We start from the raw sequence: 16755 nt of genomic DNA on the forward strand, positions 1-16755 counted from the left end.
CCGTCTAGCCGCAAAGATTTTTCTTTGAGGCTAAAACATTGCAAACGCTCGCTATTGTGTTCCATCCGCGTGTCATTTTGATGCGGCTGGAAGGAACTTGTTAACCTTCATTTTCTAATCCCATCGGGTCAGAAATTAAGTGAGCAGGTAGCGGTCGCATGCGTTTTCCCAGAACGAACTTGACGGATGCCGGAGACTTTCCTTCTTCGGAGACGGACGGAGAGCATGCGGGCGAAGAAGCGTACGTTCCTCCGGCCGCTCCGATCTGGCAGAGCAATTTCACGCTTGCGCCGAACGTGCGCTTTACGCGCACGCCCGAAAACCTAATCAGCAAGCGCCGCATGGCCGAAGAGTCGATCAGCAAGCGTCGTACTCCGACCGAGCCGGTACAGCCGGATCGCGAGGAAGTCGTCGAGCAGCAGGCTATTCATGTCGAGCCCGCCGCGCCGATCATGGTCGACGTGCCGTTCGATATTTACCTGCCGGAAGCCGAGCCATCTGTTCCGGACGTCGGTCATGCCGCAAAGATTGCCGAAATTCGAACCGACCCGGAATTCCGTGCATCATCCGAGCTTTCAGCCATTTCCGACTTCGCCTTCTGGGAAGTCATGGCCTTCGAGGAAGCCGCTGCTTCAGCCCCGGTTGTCGTTCCGCCTGTTGCTGTGCGGAAGATCGAGATCTCGCCGGAAGCGATCGTATCGCGCTTCCGCGTGATGGAATGGCGCCCTGGAAGGCAATTGCGAGAGCCGATTATTGTACCGGCTGCGGCACCTGCCGCTCCTTCGCCGATAGAGTCGAGCCCGCCCGAAGCCGCGCCCGCAGCCAGCCCGGCTGCCACAGCCGAGGTTCGCGAAATCCAGCCGATCGCACCGATGCCGACGCGCGTGCACGCAGCCGCACCGCTTGCCCCTGCGCCGCGCGCAGTAACGCAGAAAGTCATCCCCGCAAATATAGACCCGTCCGGCTACGAATTTCCGTCACGGTCGCTGCTGCAGGAGCCGCCCGAGCGGTTCGGCGAGATCATGTCGCAGGAAACGCTGGAGCAGAATGCAGGGCTGCTTGAAAGCGTGCTGGAGGACTTCGGCGTCAAGGGCGAGATCATTCATGTCCGTCCGGGCCCGGTCGTCACGCTTTACGAATTCGAGCCTGCGCCCGGCGTGAAATCGTCGCGCGTCATCGGTCTTGCCGACGATATCGCCCGTTCGATGTCGGCGCTGTCGGCGCGCGTTGCCGTCGTTCCCGGCCGCAACGTCATCGGCATCGAACTGCCGAACGCGGTGCGCGAAACGGTTTATTTCCGCGAGATGATCGAAAGTCCCGATTTCGAGAAGAGCGGCTACAAGCTCGCCCTTGGTCTCGGCAAGACGATCGGCGGCGAGCCGGTGATCGCGGAGCTGGCGAAGATGCCGCACCTGTTGGTCGCCGGCACCACCGGCTCCGGCAAATCCGTCGCCATCAACACGATGATCCTGTCGCTGCTCTATCGGATGACACCGGAGCAGTGCCGCCTGATCATGGTCGATCCGAAGATGCTGGAGCTTTCCGTCTATGACGGCATCCCGCACCTGCTGACGCCTGTCGTCACCGATCCTAAGAAGGCCGTCATGGCCCTCAAATGGGCCGTGCGCGAGATGGAGGAGCGGTATCGCAAGATGTCACGTCTCGGCGTGCGCAATATCGACGGCTACAACGGCCGTGTAGCCCAGGCCCGCGAAAAGGGCGAGACAATCCACATCATGGTCCAGACCGGCTTCGACAGAAGCACGGGCGCGCCGATCGAAGAGCAGCAGGAAATGGACCTGACGCCGATGCCCTACATCGTCGTCATCGTCGACGAGATGGCCGACCTGATGATGGTCGCGGGCAAGGAGATCGAAGGCGCAATCCAACGGCTGGCCCAGATGGCGCGCGCCGCTGGCATTCATCTGATCATGGCGACGCAGCGTCCGTCGGTCGATGTCATCACCGGCACGATCAAGGCCAATTTTCCGACCCGCATCTCCTTCCAGGTGACATCGAAGATCGACAGCCGCACGATCCTTGGCGAACAGGGCGCCGAGCAGTTGCTCGGCCAGGGCGACATGCTGCACATGCAGGGGGGCGGCAGGGTTTCCCGTGTCCACGGGCCGTTCGTCTCCGACCACGAAGTCGAAAAGGTTGTCGCACATCTGAAGACCCAGGGCCGTCCGGAATATCTCGAGACCGTCACGGCCGACGAAGAGGAAGAGGATGAGGCCGAGGACGGCGCCGTCTTCGACAAGAGCGCAATGGGCTCCGAAGATGGCGACGAGCTCTACCAGCAGGCGGTCAAGGTCGTCCTGCGCGACAAGAAGTGCTCGACCTCCTACATTCAGCGCCGCCTCGGCATCGGCTACAACCGCGCCGCCTCGCTGGTCGAGCGCATGGAGAAGGAAGGCCTCGTCGGCCCCGCAAACCACGTCGGCAAGCGCGAGATCGTTTCGGGGCGGGGAGATGGCGAGTAGAGCGATAACGGATTCGTCGAGGACCTGGCCCCCTCATCCGACCCTTCGGGCCACCTTCTCCCCGCTGGGGAGAAGGGACTTGCGGCATACTCGACATCCCCCTCTCCCCAAGGGGAGAGGGCAGGGTGAGGGGGCCAAGCTCCGCGACGTCTAAAGTTTGAGCTCAGCCAGCCGCACAGTTTCCCGGACAAACTCGCCTTTTCCGCCCGTATAGAAATCCCAGTCGCCGTTGGCCTCGGTCGCCAACTGCCGTTTCAGTGCCGCATACTCCGCTGCCCTCCCGGGATGCGCTCGCAGGTAATCGCGAAACAAAATCCTCTCCCGATGCGCCACGTTGTCCGGCCCGCAAAGATAGAGCCGAAATCCATATCCCTCACGGTCCCGCGTGAAAGCCCAGCGGCCAGCGCCGTGCAGATCGCCGTGAAAGGCGAAATCCCCCATTTGCACTCGTTCGATTGCTGCGGGCAGAACGGCATCGGAAACCATCACGGCATCGAGATCGATCTTCGGCTTGGCGGCAAGACCGGGCACCGCGGTGCTGCCGATATGTTCGACACGGAGCAGGAGATCGCCGAGCCGATCAGAGACCTCCGCGCGCATCTCGGCAAAGAGCAGCGGCCAGGACGGATCGTAATCCACCACTTTAATGGCGCGCATGCTCCTCCCGATCTGATTAGTGCACTTCCTTCAGGAACTCGTTGATCACATCAAGGATCTTGCGCTCCGCCTCTTCAAGCGAGCCGCTGTTGTCCAGTTCCGTCACGTTGTAGTCGCCGCGTACGGTCAGCGGGCCGCGCGCCAGGCGAGCCATGATGTCCTCATGAGTCTCGCGGCCGCGAGTCTCGAGACGGGCAGCCAGAACGTCCGGCCGGGCCGTCACGTTGATGACCTTAAGCCGCGGGAAAACGGCCTTGAAGTGGTGAAGTGCAGAGCGGGAGCCATTGGCGATCACCAGATGGCCCTTGCCGAGCGCAACGGAAACCTCCGCGGGAATGCCGTATTTCAAGCCGTGCGCTTCCCACCATACGGCAAAGCTGCCGGATTGCTCCATCGAGGCGAACCCGGCATCGGAAACGGAGAGATGGTCCTCGCCGCCCGCGCCGCCGTCTCGGGTGATGACGCGGCGGACGAAGTGGACCTCGGCGCGGCCGGAAAAATGCTTGGCCGCCAGCGCCATCAGCGTGTCCTTGCCGGCGCCGCTCGGCCCGACGACGACAACCATGATGCCGTGTTCGGTGCCGGGTACTGCGTGGGGTTCATGCGAGGGGATCATGCGACCCGGCGTCCTTCACGCCACACCGAACGGGTAACCGGCACACCTTCATCGCGGAAAACGCGGACCAGATCGGCGCGCAGGCCGGTCTCGATACGGCCACGATCGTTGAGGCTCACGGTGCGCGCCGGCGTTGCCGTCACCATGGCGATCGCCTTCGGCAGCGAGATCGCCTCGACTTCGTCGGCGAGAATGAAGGGTGCGTACAGCAGGCTGAGCGGCACGTAGTCGGAGGAGAGCACGTCGAGCACACCGCGCTCGGCGAGATCGCGGGCGGCGATATTGCCGGAATGCGACTTGCCGCGAACGATGTTCGGGGCGCCCATCAGCACGCTCATGCCATGTTCGTGCGACGCCTTGGCGGCATCGAAACTCGTCGGGAACTCCGCAAGCCGCACGCCGTTTTCGATCGCCTCGTCGACATGGGCAAGCGTTGCGTCATCGTGGCTCGCAACGGTTATCCCGCGCTCCTTGCAGACGTTTGCAATCGCGGTGCGGTGCGGAGTCGAATTGCGTGCCGATTCGCCGAGGCGCTTCTCGATGAAGCGCGCGAACTGTTCGTCCGAAAGGCCGCGCTTCTTCTGGTAGTAGAAGATGTACTGGTCCATGGTCTGGAACTGGCGTTGGCCCGGCGCATGGTCCATCAGCGATACGAGGCGGACATAGGGATCGTTTTCGAAGTCGACGAAATGTTCCAGCACGTTATCGGCCGAAACCTCGCAGCGCAGGTGGATCAGGTGTTCAGCGCGAAGCCGGCCTTGCTGCTCGGCCTTCTGAATGGCGTCGGCCATGTCGCGCATTTCGCCATGCTCGAAACCGCCGTCTTCGTCCGCGCCCATGCGCAGGCAGTCGAAGACCGTGGTGATGCCTGATGTGACGATCTGGGCGTCGTGGGCCTGGATGGCAGCCGTCTTGTTCCAGCGCAGGCCCGGGCGGGGCGAATAATGGCCTTCCAGGTGGTCGGTATGAAGCTCGACAAGGCCGGGGATCAGGTAATCGCCTTCGAAATCCTCTCCGATTGCCGAAGTGCCTTCAGAAATATCGGCAATCTTGCCGTCGCGGATCAAAAGCGAGCCGTCGACGATCTCGTCCTCAAGGACGATGCGTGCGTTGGAAAGGACAGTCTCTCTGGTCATATCGTCGACTTTCAACGTTCGGCGCCGGCAAGCGGCAGCCAGGAATGAATTTCAAACGGCCCGCCCCGCTCTTCCTCGGTGAAGACCGTAAGGCTGGAAATGGAAAGCGGCCGGCCCGTGAAGGCGGCAAAACGTCTTTCCAGGATCGATCTCATCAGCGTCGAGCGCTCTTCCGGTACCTGCCCCGTCAGCGTCATGTGGAAACCGAAGTCCTCCATAACATAGGGATAACCCCACCGCATGAGGTTGGCGCGCTGGCTTTCCGTCAACTTTTCCGGATTCCTCCTGGCAATGTCGGCTTCGGAAAGGGATGCTCGAAACGGCTCGAACGATTTTACCACGCTTGCAGCGAAATCCTGAAGCGGCGTATGCAGATAACCCGGGACGAGCGCAAAGAACCGGCCGAGCTGACCGAGGACGAGTTCAGGAATTTCAAACGCCGGCGTGCGGGCGGCGAAATCTTCGACGACAGCCATGAAATCTTTTTCGGTCACCGACGAGGCAAGTGCAAAAGGGGCCTTGATCGTCGCATGAAAGCCGTAGCGGCGCGGGTCCGCCGTCAGCTCGAACTGTTCTGCGGCTGGCATCCCTTCTTCTTCAGAAGCCGGATAAGTTTGGCCGGTAAATGCATCGCGACCGAGCCAGATCGAAGCCGCACCGGTCAGGGGATCGTCCTTCGGCGGCGTGAAATAGAGTGCGTAACGCAAGGTCTTGTCCTGAAAATATGTTCAAGTCGGGAGCCGCAATGTCAGCGATTTGGCAGCGCCCCGCAAGCAGGTTCCCGGCTAAAAGATTTCCATGACAGAATGATGATGGCGCGGTGGCGGCAACATCTTTTTTAAGGCGTCTTCGTGCCCATCAGACGGTGGCGGAGTGCATTCGAAGCGCCATCGAACAGGAAGATGACGATCAGGATGAGGATGACCATGTAGGCGACGTTTTCCCAGTTGGCGTTGGTGCGCATCGCTTCCCAGAGCTTGAGACCGATGCCACCGGCGCCGACTGCGCCAATGATCGTCGCGCCACGCACATTCGATTCCCACTGGTAGAGCGTCTGGCTGACGATGACAGGGATGATCTGCGGGACAACGCCGTAGCGGTGCTCCAGCACAGTGGAGGCCCCGGTCGAGCGCACGCCTTCGCGCGGCTTGTTGTCGATGTTTTCGAGGCCTTCGGAGTAGAGCTTGCCGAGCGTGCCGGTCTCCGTGAGGAAGATCGCACCACTGCCGGCAAGTGGCCCGGGACCAAAGGCACGGGTCAGGAAGAGCGCCCAGATCAACATGTCGACCGAGCGCAGGAAGTCGAAGAAGCGCTTCAGAACCTGATTGAGCGCGCGGCTTGGCGTGATGTTGCGTGCTGCGAGGAAGGCAAGCGGGAAGGCTGCTACAGCACCAAGCAGGGTGCCCAGAAACGCCATGACGATGGTCTGGAAGAGCTTGGTCCAGACGTCGCCGTGCTGCCATGCACTGTTGTTCCAGATGTTGTCGAAGGCGAGTGACAGGTTGGACTGGTCGGGATCGATCCGCGGACCGGAAACGATGAGGCTGATCACCTCGCTCGCCGGCTTGTCGAAGAAGGGTGAGTGGGTGTCGAACACAAAGTTCGCCCAACCGAGGAAGCGTTTGCGAACCTTCACGCGGTCCGCCGAGATGCTGACATCACCGGCAAACCCCAGGTCTGCAAGCACGTTGTCATCATAGACCGTCATCCATGACGGGATCTCTCCTTCGACCTTCAGAGCACCACCGGTAAAGTCGACCGGAACGGTGATCCCGTGTGCCGCGATGATCGTCTGGGTCTTGGAGATCGTGACCGTACGATTGGTGCCGCTGACAGAAACGGTAAGGCTGCCGTCTGGATTGTTCACGACCCAATCGGGATGCGGATCGTCGCCAAGCGGCGAGAAGCGCGGGTATTTGATGGTGATCTTGTCGCCGGAAATGCGGAATTCCGGCTGAACATCGTAGCTCACCCACTGGCTGAGGTAGATCCCGACACGCTCCCAATGCGCTTCGGCGATCATCTTCGGCAGGTCAAAGAACCAGACCGCATAGATACTGTAGAGCAGTGCTCCGATGAAAAGCATCAAGCCGCCGAAACGTTGCCGGAAGGAGCGATGGAGATACTCCGGATACCGCGTTTCGATCTCGTGCATACGGTTTGCGTCGATCACCGTCATGGCAGCCTCAATGTTGCAGGAGGAAAGCATGCTCGCCGACGAGACGGCGGCGGAGCCAGGCGGAGAACTGGTCGACGGCGACGATGGTCACGAAGAGCAGCAGAACGAGAGCGACGGTCTTTGCGCCGAAACCGCGCGAGATCGAGAGTTTCAGCTCCTCGCCGATACCACCGCCGCCAACGGCGCCGATGATCGTCGAGGCGCGCACATTGATCTCGAGGCGCAGCAGCGCATAGGAGGCGAAGTTCGGCATGACCTGGGGCATGGCACCGAAGCGCACGCGCTCGAACCAGTTGGCGCCTACCGCCTTCATGCCTTCGTCCGGCTTCATGTCGATGTTCTCGACGACTTCGTAGAAGAGTTTTCCGAGCGCACCGATCGTGTGCAGGCTGACCGCAATGATGGCCGAGATCGAACCGATCGAAAGGATTGCCGCGAAAAGACCGGCGATGACGATTTCCGGAAAGGCGCGCAGGAATTCCATGACGCGCTTGGTCGCGATGCGCGGCAGCCAGGAGGGCGTCATGTTGCGTGCGGCGATGAAGCTAAGCGGCGTGGCGAAAATGAATCCGATCAGCGTGGAAACGAGAGCGACGTTGATCGTGGTGATCATCAGCTCGAAGTATTCGGGAATATAGAAGTCGCCCCAGACATAGACACGACCTTTGGCGAAGTTGAATTCCTCGCCACCCTTGTCGTTGGGGCTCGCAATATCGAAAAGCGCACGCCAGACATCGTCCCAGTCCTTCGGGATCAGCCAGTTCAGGAAGTCGAAGAGATGCGGTAGGCGCTCGAAGAAATGCCCGGCATTGCTCTCGTCGGCAAAGCGGACGGAGGCCACGAAGGCGACGAACAGAACGAGCAGGCCGAGACCCGTGTAGAGACGGCGGCGCGCCACCATCTTGCTCCAGGCGTCGCCGATGTCCTTGGCGCTTGGTTGAGCGCCTCGCATGTCGGAATGGGGATCGGCAAAGGTCATGGCATCTTCCGCTCGCTCGCAAGAAAAAGGGCGGCCACGACTGGCCGCCCCGCGTTCATACTGGTCGATCAGCCGCCGATGGCAGCCTTACGAACGTCGATAACAGCGTTATAGAAGTCCGGAGTAACCTTGGAATAACCCTTGAAGTCGCCGCCTTCGAGAGCGGAGAAGCACTTGGCATCCTTTTCCGGAAGCTTCAGGAAGAAGTCCGTGAGCTTGGTCTGCCATTCAGCGCCGAGAGCGTTGCGAACGACGAGTGGGCCGTTCGGGATCAGCGGCGAACGCCATACTTCAACCAGCTTGTTCGGGTCGACAGCGCCCTTGTCGACTTCCTTGCGGAACGTGCCGGAGGTGTAGCCGTCCATGAAGTCGCCGAGGCCCGAGGAGTCATCGACCGCAACGTCGACCTTGCCGTCATAAGCGGCGAGCAGATTGTTTTCGTGACCGCCGTTGAACTGCGTGGAGGCGAAGAACTTGTCGTTCGGCTCGCCCGTGGTCTTCGGGATCTGCGTCAGCGGAACGAGGTAACCCGAGGTGGAGTCCGGATCGGCGTAGCCAAGCTTCTTGCCCTTGGCGTCCTGGATGGTCTTGATGCCGGAGGACTTCAGGGCGAGACCGATCGAGTAGTAGCCGGTCGAACCGTCAGCCTGCTGGGTGGTCAGGATCGGGGTAACGGCGTTCGGGTCCTTAATGGCGACGGCCGCATAGCCGGAAGCGCCGAGTTCGGCGAAGTCGAGCGTGCCGCCGAGCAGGCCCTGGATGACGCCGTCATAGTCGGCGGCCGGGAACAGCGACACCTTCTCGAAGCCGAATTCCTGCTTCAGGTGATCGGCAAGGCAGGCATAGTTGCGCAGGCGATCGGTTTCGTTTTCCCCGCCGAGAATGCCGACGCGGAATTCCTTGAGGTCCGCAGCAGCGGCAGAGCCGGCAAGCGCCAGAAGCGCCGTGGCGGCAAAGAGTGCTTTCTTCAACATTGGTCTCTCCTGATTGACCGGTATTCCGGTCGTCTTGCTGTTACGAAGAAGTGTGCCCTTGACGCGGGCGCTCGATCGCGGCCGTCCCGTTCAGAGACCGGCCAGCGCCAGCGGTTGCAGGCCGGCGGATGCTTGAGCCGCGGCAGCCGCGGGAATATTGATCGATGTCGAGGTCATGGTTTCATCGATGCCGGCGCCGTCCTTGTCGGTGCCGTAGATTTCTTTGACGGCAGCCGCCGTCAGCTCCGAAGGCTTGCCGTCGAAAACGACGCGCCCGGCCGCCATGCCGACGATGCGCTCGCAGTAGTTGCGCGCCGTATCGAGCGTATGCAGGTTGGTGACGACGGTGATGCCTTCGCGCTCGTTGATGTCGCGCAGCGCATCCATGACGATCTTGGCGTTCAGCGGATCAAGGGAGGCGATCGGCTCGTCGGCGAGCACCATCTTTGGGTTCTGCATCAAGGCGCGTGCGATCGCTACGCGCTGCTGCTGGCCACCGGAGAGCGTCCCGGCCGTCTGCAGCGCGGTCTGCTCGATCCCAAGGCGTTCCAGGGCGGCAATCGCGTGAATGCGCTCCTCGCGGCTGAAGATATTCAAGAGGCTCAGCATCGTCGGGCGATGATTGAGGCGGCCGAGCATGACGTTGGTAAGAACGTCGAGGCGCGGAACCAGATTGAACTGCTGGAAGATCATCGCGCAGTCGCGCTGCCAGTGGCGCAAAGCCTGCCCGCGAAGAGCAGAAACCTCGACACCGGCGAAGTGAATGGAGCCGGATGTCGGCTGCTGCAGGCGGTTGATCATACGCAGGAGGGTAGATTTGCCGGCGCCCGAGCGTCCGATGACGCCGACCATCTGCCCCTGAGGAATTGCCAGTGTCACGGAGTCGACAGCAGTCTTGTTACCAAAGCGGCGGGTGACATCCTTCAGCTCGAACATCATGCTCTTCCTCGCGTTTAAACCAGTGCGCCAGTGCATTAGTCCGGCTTCATGAAGCTCCAATGTCACTTTTATGTAACTGCTGTCACAATTGGCTTGATCGGAAGGTTTCAGTTGCTGTGCCGGCTAAGGAAATCCTCGGCCGAAAGCGTCCGGAAGTCATCGAGCACGGTGCGCAGCTTCGAATGCTCCCAATCCCACCAGGCAAGCCTGTCCATCCGCTCGCCGATTTCCTTGGGAAAGCGCTCGCGAATGAGCTTTGCAGGGACGCCGCCGACGATCGAATAGGGTGCAACATCCTTGGAGACGACCGCACCTGCGCCGATCACTGCGCCGTTGCCGACAGTGACGCCAGGCAGGATCGTGACCCCATGGCCAATCCAGACGTCATGGCCGATAACCACCCGGTTTGAGCGCCGCCATGCGAAGAAATCGGTGTCCATGTCGGCGTCCGGCCAGTAGTCGGCAGCGCGATAGGTGAAATGGTGCAGCGTCGCCCGCCAGGTCGGATGATTGGTGGCATTGATGCGAACTGCAGCGGCAATGTTCACGAACTTGCCGATCGTCGCGCACCAGATCGAGCCATCCTGCATGATGTAGGAATAATCGCCGAATTCGACTTCGCTGATCCGGCAACGCTCGGAAATTTCCGTGAAACGGCCAAGCGTGGTATCGCGGACAGATGCCGTCTCATGAATATAGGGCTTTTCGCCAAGCTTCCGGCTCATGCTGCAATTGCCTTTCGCGGTGAGAACTGCTGGACGTCGAGAATGCGGTCGGCGACAGCCTCGCGCACTTCCTCGTCATGGAAGATGCCGAGCAGAGCAACGCCCGCTTCTTTTTTCTCTTTGATCATGCCGACGACGACGGCGCGGTTCTTCGCATCGAGCGAAGCGGTCGGCTCATCCAGAAGCAGGATCGAATGATCGGTAATGAAGCCGCGGGCGATATTGACCCGCTGCTGTTCGCCGCCCGAGAAGGTCGCAGGCGGCAGTTGCCAGAGCGCTTCGGGAAGATTCAGCTTTTCAAGCAGGGCTGCTGCCTTTTGCCGGGCGGAAGCCGCATTCTCTCCGCGAGCAAGCAGCGGTTCGGCAACGACATCGATTGCCGCAACGCGCGGCACGGTGCGCAGGAACTGGCTGACATATCCGAGCGTATGGCGGCGGACATCGATAACGGTGCGTGGATCGGCGGCCGCGAGATCAACGATACGGCCCTTATGATTGACGAGGATCTGGCCGGTATCGACGGCGTAGTTGCCGTAGATCATCTTGAGTAGCGAACTCTTGCCGATCCCCGAGGGACCGCCGAGAACGACGCATTCGCCGGAGGCGACGGAAAAGGCGACATCGGAAACGACAGGCAGTTTGATGCCGTCGCGCAGATGCATGGTGAAGCTCTTCGAGACTTCGGAAACGACGAGGGGCGTTGCCATGATTGTTGCCTTTCAGACCTGAAGGATCGAAGAAACGAGAAGCTGAGTGTAGGGCTCGCGCGGATCGTCAAGCACGCGATCGGTCAGACCCTGCTCGATCACATAACCGTCCTTCATCACCATCATCCGGTGGGACAGGAGACGCGCGACGGCGAGGTCATGCGTGACGATGATCGCCGAGAGACCGAGATCGTTGACGAGACCGCGAACGAGATCGAGCAGTCGCGCCTGAACCGAGACATCGAGGCCACCGGTCGGTTCGTCCATGAAGACGAGACGCGGGCCGGTGACGAGATTGCGGGCGATCTGAAGGCGCTGGCGCATGCCGCCGGAGAAGGCGCGGGGCTGGTCGTCGATGCGCCCGGCATCGATTTCGACGCGTTCCAGCCAATCGATCGCCGTCGAGCGGATCTTGCCGTAATGCCGGTCGCCGACCGCCATCAACCGTTCGCCGACATTGGCGCCGGCCGACACCGTCATGCGCAGGCCGTCGGCCGGATTCTGATGCACGAAACCCCAATCGGTACGCATCAGGAAGCGCCGCTCGGCCTCGCTCATGTGGTAGAGATCGCGATAGTCTCCATCACGCATGTGATATTCGACGCTGCCGGTCGTCGGCATCAGGCGGGTCGAGATGCAGTTGAGCAGCGTCGTCTTGCCGGAACCGGATTCGCCGACGATGGCGAGCACTTCGCCGGGCCAGAGCTCGAAGGAGACATTCCGGCAGCCGATACGGCTGCCATAGAACTTCGAAACGTCGTGGACCTTGAGGAGAGGGGTGTCAGTCATTCCGCAGCCTCCTTCGGCGCAAGCATCTCGCCGGCATGTCCATGCTCGCGGCGGTCTTCGCAATGGTCGGTATCGGAGCAGACGAACATGCGTCCGCCCTTGTCGTCGAGGATCACCTCGTCAAGGTAGACATCCTCCGCGCCGCAAAGCGCGCAGGGCTTGCCGAAGCGCTGGATGTCGAAGGGGTAGTCTTCGAAATCGAGGCTGACGACTTCGGTATAGGGCGGTACGGCATAGATGCGCTTCTCGCGACCGGCGCCGAAGAGCTGCAGTGCATCCGACATATGCATTTTCGGATTGTCGAACTTCGGCGTCGGCGAAGGATCCATGACGTAGCGGCCGGCAACCTTGACCGGATAGGCGTAGGTCTTGGAGATACGGCCGTTATGGGCGATATCCTCATAGAGCTTCACATGCATCAGGCCGTATTCTTCCAGCGCGTGCATCTTGCGCGTTTCGGTCTCGCGCGGCTCGAGGAAGCGGAGCGGCTCCGGGATCGGCACCTGATAGACCAGAACCTGGCCGGCACCGAGCTTTTCTTCCGGAATGCGGTGGCGCGTCTGGATGATCGTCGCATCCTTGGTATGCGTCGTTACCGCGACGTTCGCGACCTTCTGGAAGAAGGCGCGGATCGAGACCGCGTTCGTCGTGTCATCGGCACCCTGGTCGATCACCTTGAGAACGTCGTCCGGTCCGATGATCGAAGCCGTGACCTGCACGCCCCCGGTACCCCAGCCGTAGGGCATGGGCATTTCGCGCGAGGCGAAGGGCACTTGATATCCGGGAATCGCGATCGCCTTCAGGATGGCGCGGCGGATCATCCGCTTGGTCTGTTCGTCGAGATAGGCGAAGTTGTAGCTGGCGAGATCGGTCATTCGGCGGCTTCCTTGATGTCATCGCCACCATGGTGAGCGGCTTCGAATTCGCGGCGCATGCGGCGGACAAGGTCGAGCTCGGCCTGGAAGTCCACGTAGTGCGGTAGTTTCAGATGCTCGACGAAGCCGGTCGCCTGGACGTTGTCGGAGTGGGAAATGACGAATTCCTCGTCCTGTGCCGGGGCCGTGATGTCTTCGCCGAGCTCTTCGGCCCGAAGGGCACGGTCCACCAGCGACATCGACATTGCCTTCCGCTCGCTCTGACCGAAGACGAGACCATAGCCGCGCGTAAATTGCGGCGGTGCCTTGGCCGAACCCTTGAACTGGTTGACCATCTGGCATTCCGTTACCTGGATCACGCCGAGCGACACGGCAAAGCCAAGCTCCGGCACCTCGAATTCGACTTCGACTTCGCCGATGCGGATTTCACCGGTGAAGGGATGATTGCGGCCGTAGCCGCGCTGCGTGGAATAGCCGAGCGCCAGCAGGAAGCCCTCGTCGCCGCGCGCGAGCGCCTGAAGACGCAGGTCGCGGGTCATCGGGAATTCCATCGGCTCGCGGGTAAGATCGCCGATCTCGTGATCCTCCGGCAAATCGCCATCGCCCTCGATCAGGCCTTCCTGGCCAAGGATCTCCGAAACGCGGATGACACGGCCGGCTTCGGCGGGACGCTGCACAGGCTCTTCGACCGCCTCGTCGGCGAGCAGCGAAGGATCAAGCAACCGATGGGTATAGTCGAAGGTGGGGCCGAGAAGCTGCCCTCCCGGCAAATCCTTGTAGGTCGCCGAGACGCGCCGCTCGATCTTCATTGCGGCCGTGTCGAGCGGCTTCGAATAACCGAAGCGCGGCAGCGTCGTGCGGTAGGCGCGGAGCAGGAAGATCGCCTCGATCATGTCGCCTCGGGACTGGCGGACAGCGAGTGCGGCGAGGGTACGGTCGTAGAGAGAGGCTTCCGCCATGACCCGGTCAACGGCAAGTGCCAGTTGCGCGACGATCTGGTCGATCCCGATCGCCGGCAGCGAGCGGTCGCCGCGGCGGCGGTCGGCAAGCAGGCGATGGGCGTTTTCAATGGCGGCCTCGCCCCCTTTAACGGCAACATACATGGGGTCACATCTCCGTTGCGATAATCTTGGTGGTCCGCGGCAGGCACAGGAAACGGCTGCCGGCTGTCAGCACGAGGTCGATGCCGCGTGGGAAGAGCGCGCGGTTGTCGGCCCAGAGGCGCAGGAAGGTCTCGGGCAGTCCCGCCGGCGCAATTTCCGTCACGCTCTGAATGCCGGGACCCGTCAGCGCCAATCGGCGGCCGCCCTCGAGTCCCGCAAGTTCGATGACCAGCGTCGTCGAACGATCGGGGTATTCCTGGGTACCAAGGGCAAACAGCCCAAAAGACGAAAACGTCACGCCGCCTTCGATGAAGGCGAAGCGGGCGTCGGCCTTTTCCGGCACGACGGGTGCACCTGTATGAAAGCCGAGCCATTCGGGCATGGCGGATTTTGCGAGCCCAGAGGAAAGCCAGACCGGGGTATCGTGATCGCAGAGCGTCAGCGCAATTGCGCCAGCGGCAATGCCGAGCTGCGCAGGCGGCGCCACTTCAGGCGCAACGGTCTGTATCGTGCCGGGGCGCGCCATGCCGTCCATCAGGATCTTGAAGACGCTCTGAGCGTGGAAGACCGGTTCGGCAAAACCGCCGGTTAGCGCTTCTGTCTTGAGGCTCATCAGTTGTCTCCCCGCACCATGGTGAAGAAATCGACCCGCGTCGCCGCCGTCTCGTCGGCCTTGCGGCGATCGGCGTCCGCGACGCGGGCGGCGATGGGCTGAAGCAGCGTCTGCTCGACGAAGCGCTGTGTGGCCGGCTCCTGCCAGAGGGCGTCAAAGATGGCGGCAAGCCGTGCCTTCTCGCGATCCGTTCCGAGCGCCTGCGCATGACCGATGGCGCCGGAGCCGAGCCGGATCGTCGCGCGCGTTACCGTCATTTCGCCGAGATTGAACGGCGCTCCGCCGCCGCCGATCCGGCCGCGCACCATGACGAGGCCGGTTTCCGGCCCGCGCACCGTCTGCACTGCCGGTTTTTCCGCGAGTGCCGCAAAAGCCTCGACGAGCTCGTTTCGTTCAGCACGCGCGAGCAGGTCGGCGACGCGCTTGCGCCCGCCTATCGCCGCTTCATTCTTCTCCGCTAAGGTCATCGCCACATCCTTTAAATGTCTATTGATATAGACAACTATACAAGATATGGTTACGCTTAAATCGCCGACGTGACAAGCGTGTGACATCAAGGGGCAAAATGGCTGGGCAAGTACAAAGGCAAACTGGGGTGGCGCTCTGGCGCCAGATCGCGGATCGCATCCGCCAGGCGATTAGCGCCGGCGCTTACGACGAAACCGGCATGGTGCCGCCGGAAACGGTTCTGGCGCTCCAGTTCGGCGTCAACCGGCACACGGTGCGCAGTGCGCTGGCGGCCCTCGCACAGGAAGGCATCGTGCGCGCCGTGCAGGGGCGCGGCACGCTGATCGAGCGCAAGGAACGGCTGAACTTTCCGATCACACGACGCACGCGGTTCACCACCGGCATCGGCGAGCAGGCACGCGAAATGCGCGGATTGCTGCTTTCCCATTCCGAGGAGAAGGCCGACGCGGAGGTGGCGCGCTGGTTGAAGCTTCGCGAGGGCGAGCCCGTGATCCGCATGGAAACCGTCCGCAAGGCGGACGGTCGCCCGGTTTCATGCGCGACGGCGTGGTTTCCGGCTCGGCGATTTGCCGGCCTGCCGGATGCCTACAAGAGGACCGAGTCGATCACGAAGGCCTTCGCCGAGCTTGGGCTGGCCGACTATGTGCGCGCAACGACCGAGATCACGGCCTCCCATGCCGACGACGCCGACATTGCGGCGCTCGAGCTGACGCCCGGTGCGATCGTGCTGATCACCAAGGCGATGAATACCGACCTCGAAGGCATACCCGTTCAATATGCGATCAGCCGGTTTTCCGCCGACAGGGTGCAGTTCACCATTGAAAACTGAAAAGGCCGGGCACAAGCCCGGCCTTCAACACGAGTGCGTGAGCAATCAGTGCGCGTTCGACATGTCGCCGAGCACTTCCTTGGAAGCGACGGTCGAGTCGGCCTTCAGTTTGTAGACCATAGGTACGCCCGTCGCGAGGTTCAGCGAAAGAACCTCCTCACGGTTGAGGCGATCAAGCACCATGACCAGCGAGCGCAGCGAGTTGCCGTGCGCGGCAACAAGCACCTTCTCACCGCGGAGAACGCGCGGAAGAATTTCCGTGAGGTAGTAGGGCCAGACGCGGGCGCCGGTATCACGCAGGCTCTCTCCGCCCGGAGGCTGAATGTCGTAGGAGCGGCGCCAGATATGCACCTGCTCCTCGCCCCACTTGGCGCGCGCATCGTCCTTATTGAGGCCGGAGAGATCGCCGTAATCGCGTTCGTTCAGGGCCTGGTCGCGGATCGTCTCAAGGCCCGGCTGACCGACCTTGTCGAGGATGAGCTTCAGCGTGTGTTGGGCGCGCACCAGCACGGAGGTGAAGGCGATGTCGAACTTGATGCCGTAGTCGGCGAGCGCCTGGCCGCCCGTTTTGGCCTCTTCGATGCCGAGTTCGGTAAGGTCCGGATCCTTCCAGCCAGTGAAGAGATTCTTGAGATTCCAGTCGCTCTGGCCGTGGCGAACGAGGACGAGGGTTCCGCTCATCA

General features: G+C 61.6%; 18 protein-coding genes. 2 read left to right on the forward strand and 16 right to left on the reverse strand.

Annotated features, from left to right (window positions below; genetic code table 11):
- Positions 1 to 158: 158 nt before the first annotated feature.
- Positions 159 to 2483, forward strand: coding sequence for a DNA translocase FtsK (locus tag HGP14_RS00425; RefSeq protein WP_168827882.1), 2325 nt, complete (start codon positions 159 to 161; stop codon positions 2481 to 2483).
- A gap of 150 nt (positions 2484 to 2633) precedes the next feature.
- On the opposite strand, the gene HGP14_RS00430 is transcribed toward HGP14_RS00425, so the two are convergent.
- From HGP14_RS00430 to phnG, 15 genes are all read right to left on the reverse strand, one after another.
- Entirely contained in the window at positions 2634 to 3140 is a 507-nt protein-coding gene (locus tag HGP14_RS00430; RefSeq protein ID WP_168827883.1) for a GrpB family protein, read from the reverse strand.
- A 16-nt stretch (positions 3141 to 3156) separates the two neighbouring features.
- Positions 3157 to 3756: a phosphonate metabolism protein/1,5-bisphosphokinase (PRPP-forming) PhnN gene (gene phnN / locus HGP14_RS00435; protein WP_168827884.1), complete on the reverse strand. Its 600-nt coding sequence runs from the start codon at positions 3754 to 3756 to the stop codon at positions 3157 to 3159.
- A complete protein-coding gene (locus tag HGP14_RS00440) occupies positions 3753 to 4892 on the reverse strand; it encodes an alpha-D-ribose 1-methylphosphonate 5-triphosphate diphosphatase (RefSeq protein ID WP_168827885.1) in 1140 nt (379 codons plus the stop codon). The genes phnN and HGP14_RS00440 overlap by 4 nt, the downstream gene beginning before the upstream one ends.
- 11 nt (positions 4893 to 4903) lie before the next feature.
- Complete coding sequence (locus HGP14_RS00445) at positions 4904 to 5599, reverse strand: DUF1045 domain-containing protein (RefSeq protein ID WP_168827886.1); 696 nt, start codon at positions 5597 to 5599, stop codon at positions 4904 to 4906.
- A gap of 131 nt (positions 5600 to 5730) precedes the next feature.
- A complete protein-coding gene (gene phnE, locus HGP14_RS00450; RefSeq protein WP_168827887.1) occupies positions 5731 to 7071 on the reverse strand; it encodes a phosphonate ABC transporter, permease protein PhnE in 1341 nt (446 codons plus the stop codon).
- Positions 7072 to 7078: 7 nt separating this feature from the next.
- A complete protein-coding gene (gene phnE, locus HGP14_RS00455) occupies positions 7079 to 8050 on the reverse strand; it encodes a phosphonate ABC transporter, permease protein PhnE (RefSeq protein WP_168827888.1) in 972 nt (323 codons plus the stop codon).
- A gap of 68 nt (positions 8051 to 8118) precedes the next feature.
- A complete protein-coding gene (gene phnD / locus HGP14_RS00460) occupies positions 8119 to 9024 on the reverse strand; it encodes a phosphonate ABC transporter substrate-binding protein (protein WP_168827889.1) in 906 nt (301 codons plus the stop codon).
- Between the two features lie 90 nt (positions 9025 to 9114).
- Positions 9115 to 9960, reverse strand: coding sequence for a phosphonate ABC transporter ATP-binding protein (gene phnC / locus HGP14_RS00465; protein WP_205926986.1), 846 nt, complete (start codon positions 9958 to 9960; stop codon positions 9115 to 9117).
- 110 nt (positions 9961 to 10070) lie between these two features.
- Positions 10071 to 10688, reverse strand: a complete 618-nt coding sequence (locus tag HGP14_RS00470; RefSeq protein ID WP_168827891.1) for a DapH/DapD/GlmU-related protein — start codon at positions 10686 to 10688, stop codon at positions 10071 to 10073.
- Complete coding sequence (phnL, locus tag HGP14_RS00475; protein WP_168827892.1) at positions 10685 to 11395, reverse strand: phosphonate C-P lyase system protein PhnL; 711 nt, start codon at positions 11393 to 11395, stop codon at positions 10685 to 10687. Before phnL ends, HGP14_RS00470 begins: the two co-directional genes overlap by 4 nt.
- A gap of 12 nt (positions 11396 to 11407) precedes the next feature.
- A complete protein-coding gene (phnK, locus tag HGP14_RS00480; RefSeq protein ID WP_168827893.1) occupies positions 11408 to 12184 on the reverse strand; it encodes a phosphonate C-P lyase system protein PhnK in 777 nt (258 codons plus the stop codon).
- Entirely contained in the window at positions 12181 to 13059 is an 879-nt protein-coding gene (locus HGP14_RS00485) for an alpha-D-ribose 1-methylphosphonate 5-phosphate C-P-lyase PhnJ (RefSeq protein WP_168827894.1), read from the reverse strand. The genes phnK and HGP14_RS00485 overlap by 4 nt, the downstream gene beginning before the upstream one ends.
- Positions 13056 to 14162, reverse strand: a complete 1107-nt coding sequence (locus HGP14_RS00490) for a carbon-phosphorus lyase complex subunit PhnI (RefSeq protein WP_168827895.1) — start codon at positions 14160 to 14162, stop codon at positions 13056 to 13058. The genes HGP14_RS00485 and HGP14_RS00490 overlap by 4 nt, the downstream gene beginning before the upstream one ends.
- 4 nt (positions 14163 to 14166) lie before the next feature.
- Positions 14167 to 14775, reverse strand: coding sequence for a phosphonate C-P lyase system protein PhnH (gene phnH / locus HGP14_RS00495; RefSeq protein ID WP_168827896.1), 609 nt, complete (start codon positions 14773 to 14775; stop codon positions 14167 to 14169).
- On the reverse strand, positions 14775 to 15242 hold the full coding sequence (gene phnG, locus HGP14_RS00500) for a phosphonate C-P lyase system protein PhnG (protein WP_168827897.1): 468 nt from the start codon (positions 15240 to 15242) through the stop codon (positions 14775 to 14777). Before phnG ends, phnH begins: the two co-directional genes overlap by 1 nt.
- Before the next feature lie 98 nt (positions 15243 to 15340).
- Here phnG and phnF point away from each other — a divergent pair, with 98 nt between their 5' ends.
- Positions 15341 to 16072 (forward strand): phosphonate metabolism transcriptional regulator PhnF, encoded by a 732-nt coding sequence (phnF, locus tag HGP14_RS00505; protein WP_168827898.1) that lies wholly within the window; start codon positions 15341 to 15343, stop codon positions 16070 to 16072.
- 45 nt (positions 16073 to 16117) lie between these two features.
- Here the strand turns inward: phnF and HGP14_RS00510 are convergent, their stop codons facing one another.
- The gene (locus HGP14_RS00510) at positions 16118 to 16753 is read right to left on the reverse strand and encodes a 2,3-bisphosphoglycerate-dependent phosphoglycerate mutase (RefSeq protein WP_168827899.1); all 636 of its coding nucleotides are present in this window, start codon (positions 16751 to 16753) and stop codon (positions 16118 to 16120) included.
- Positions 16754 to 16755: the final 2 nt, after the last annotated feature.

Origin of the sequence: Rhizobium sp. P32RR-XVIII (assembly GCF_012641395.1) — a bacterium.
GTDB lineage: Bacteria > Pseudomonadota > Alphaproteobacteria > Rhizobiales > Rhizobiaceae > Rhizobium.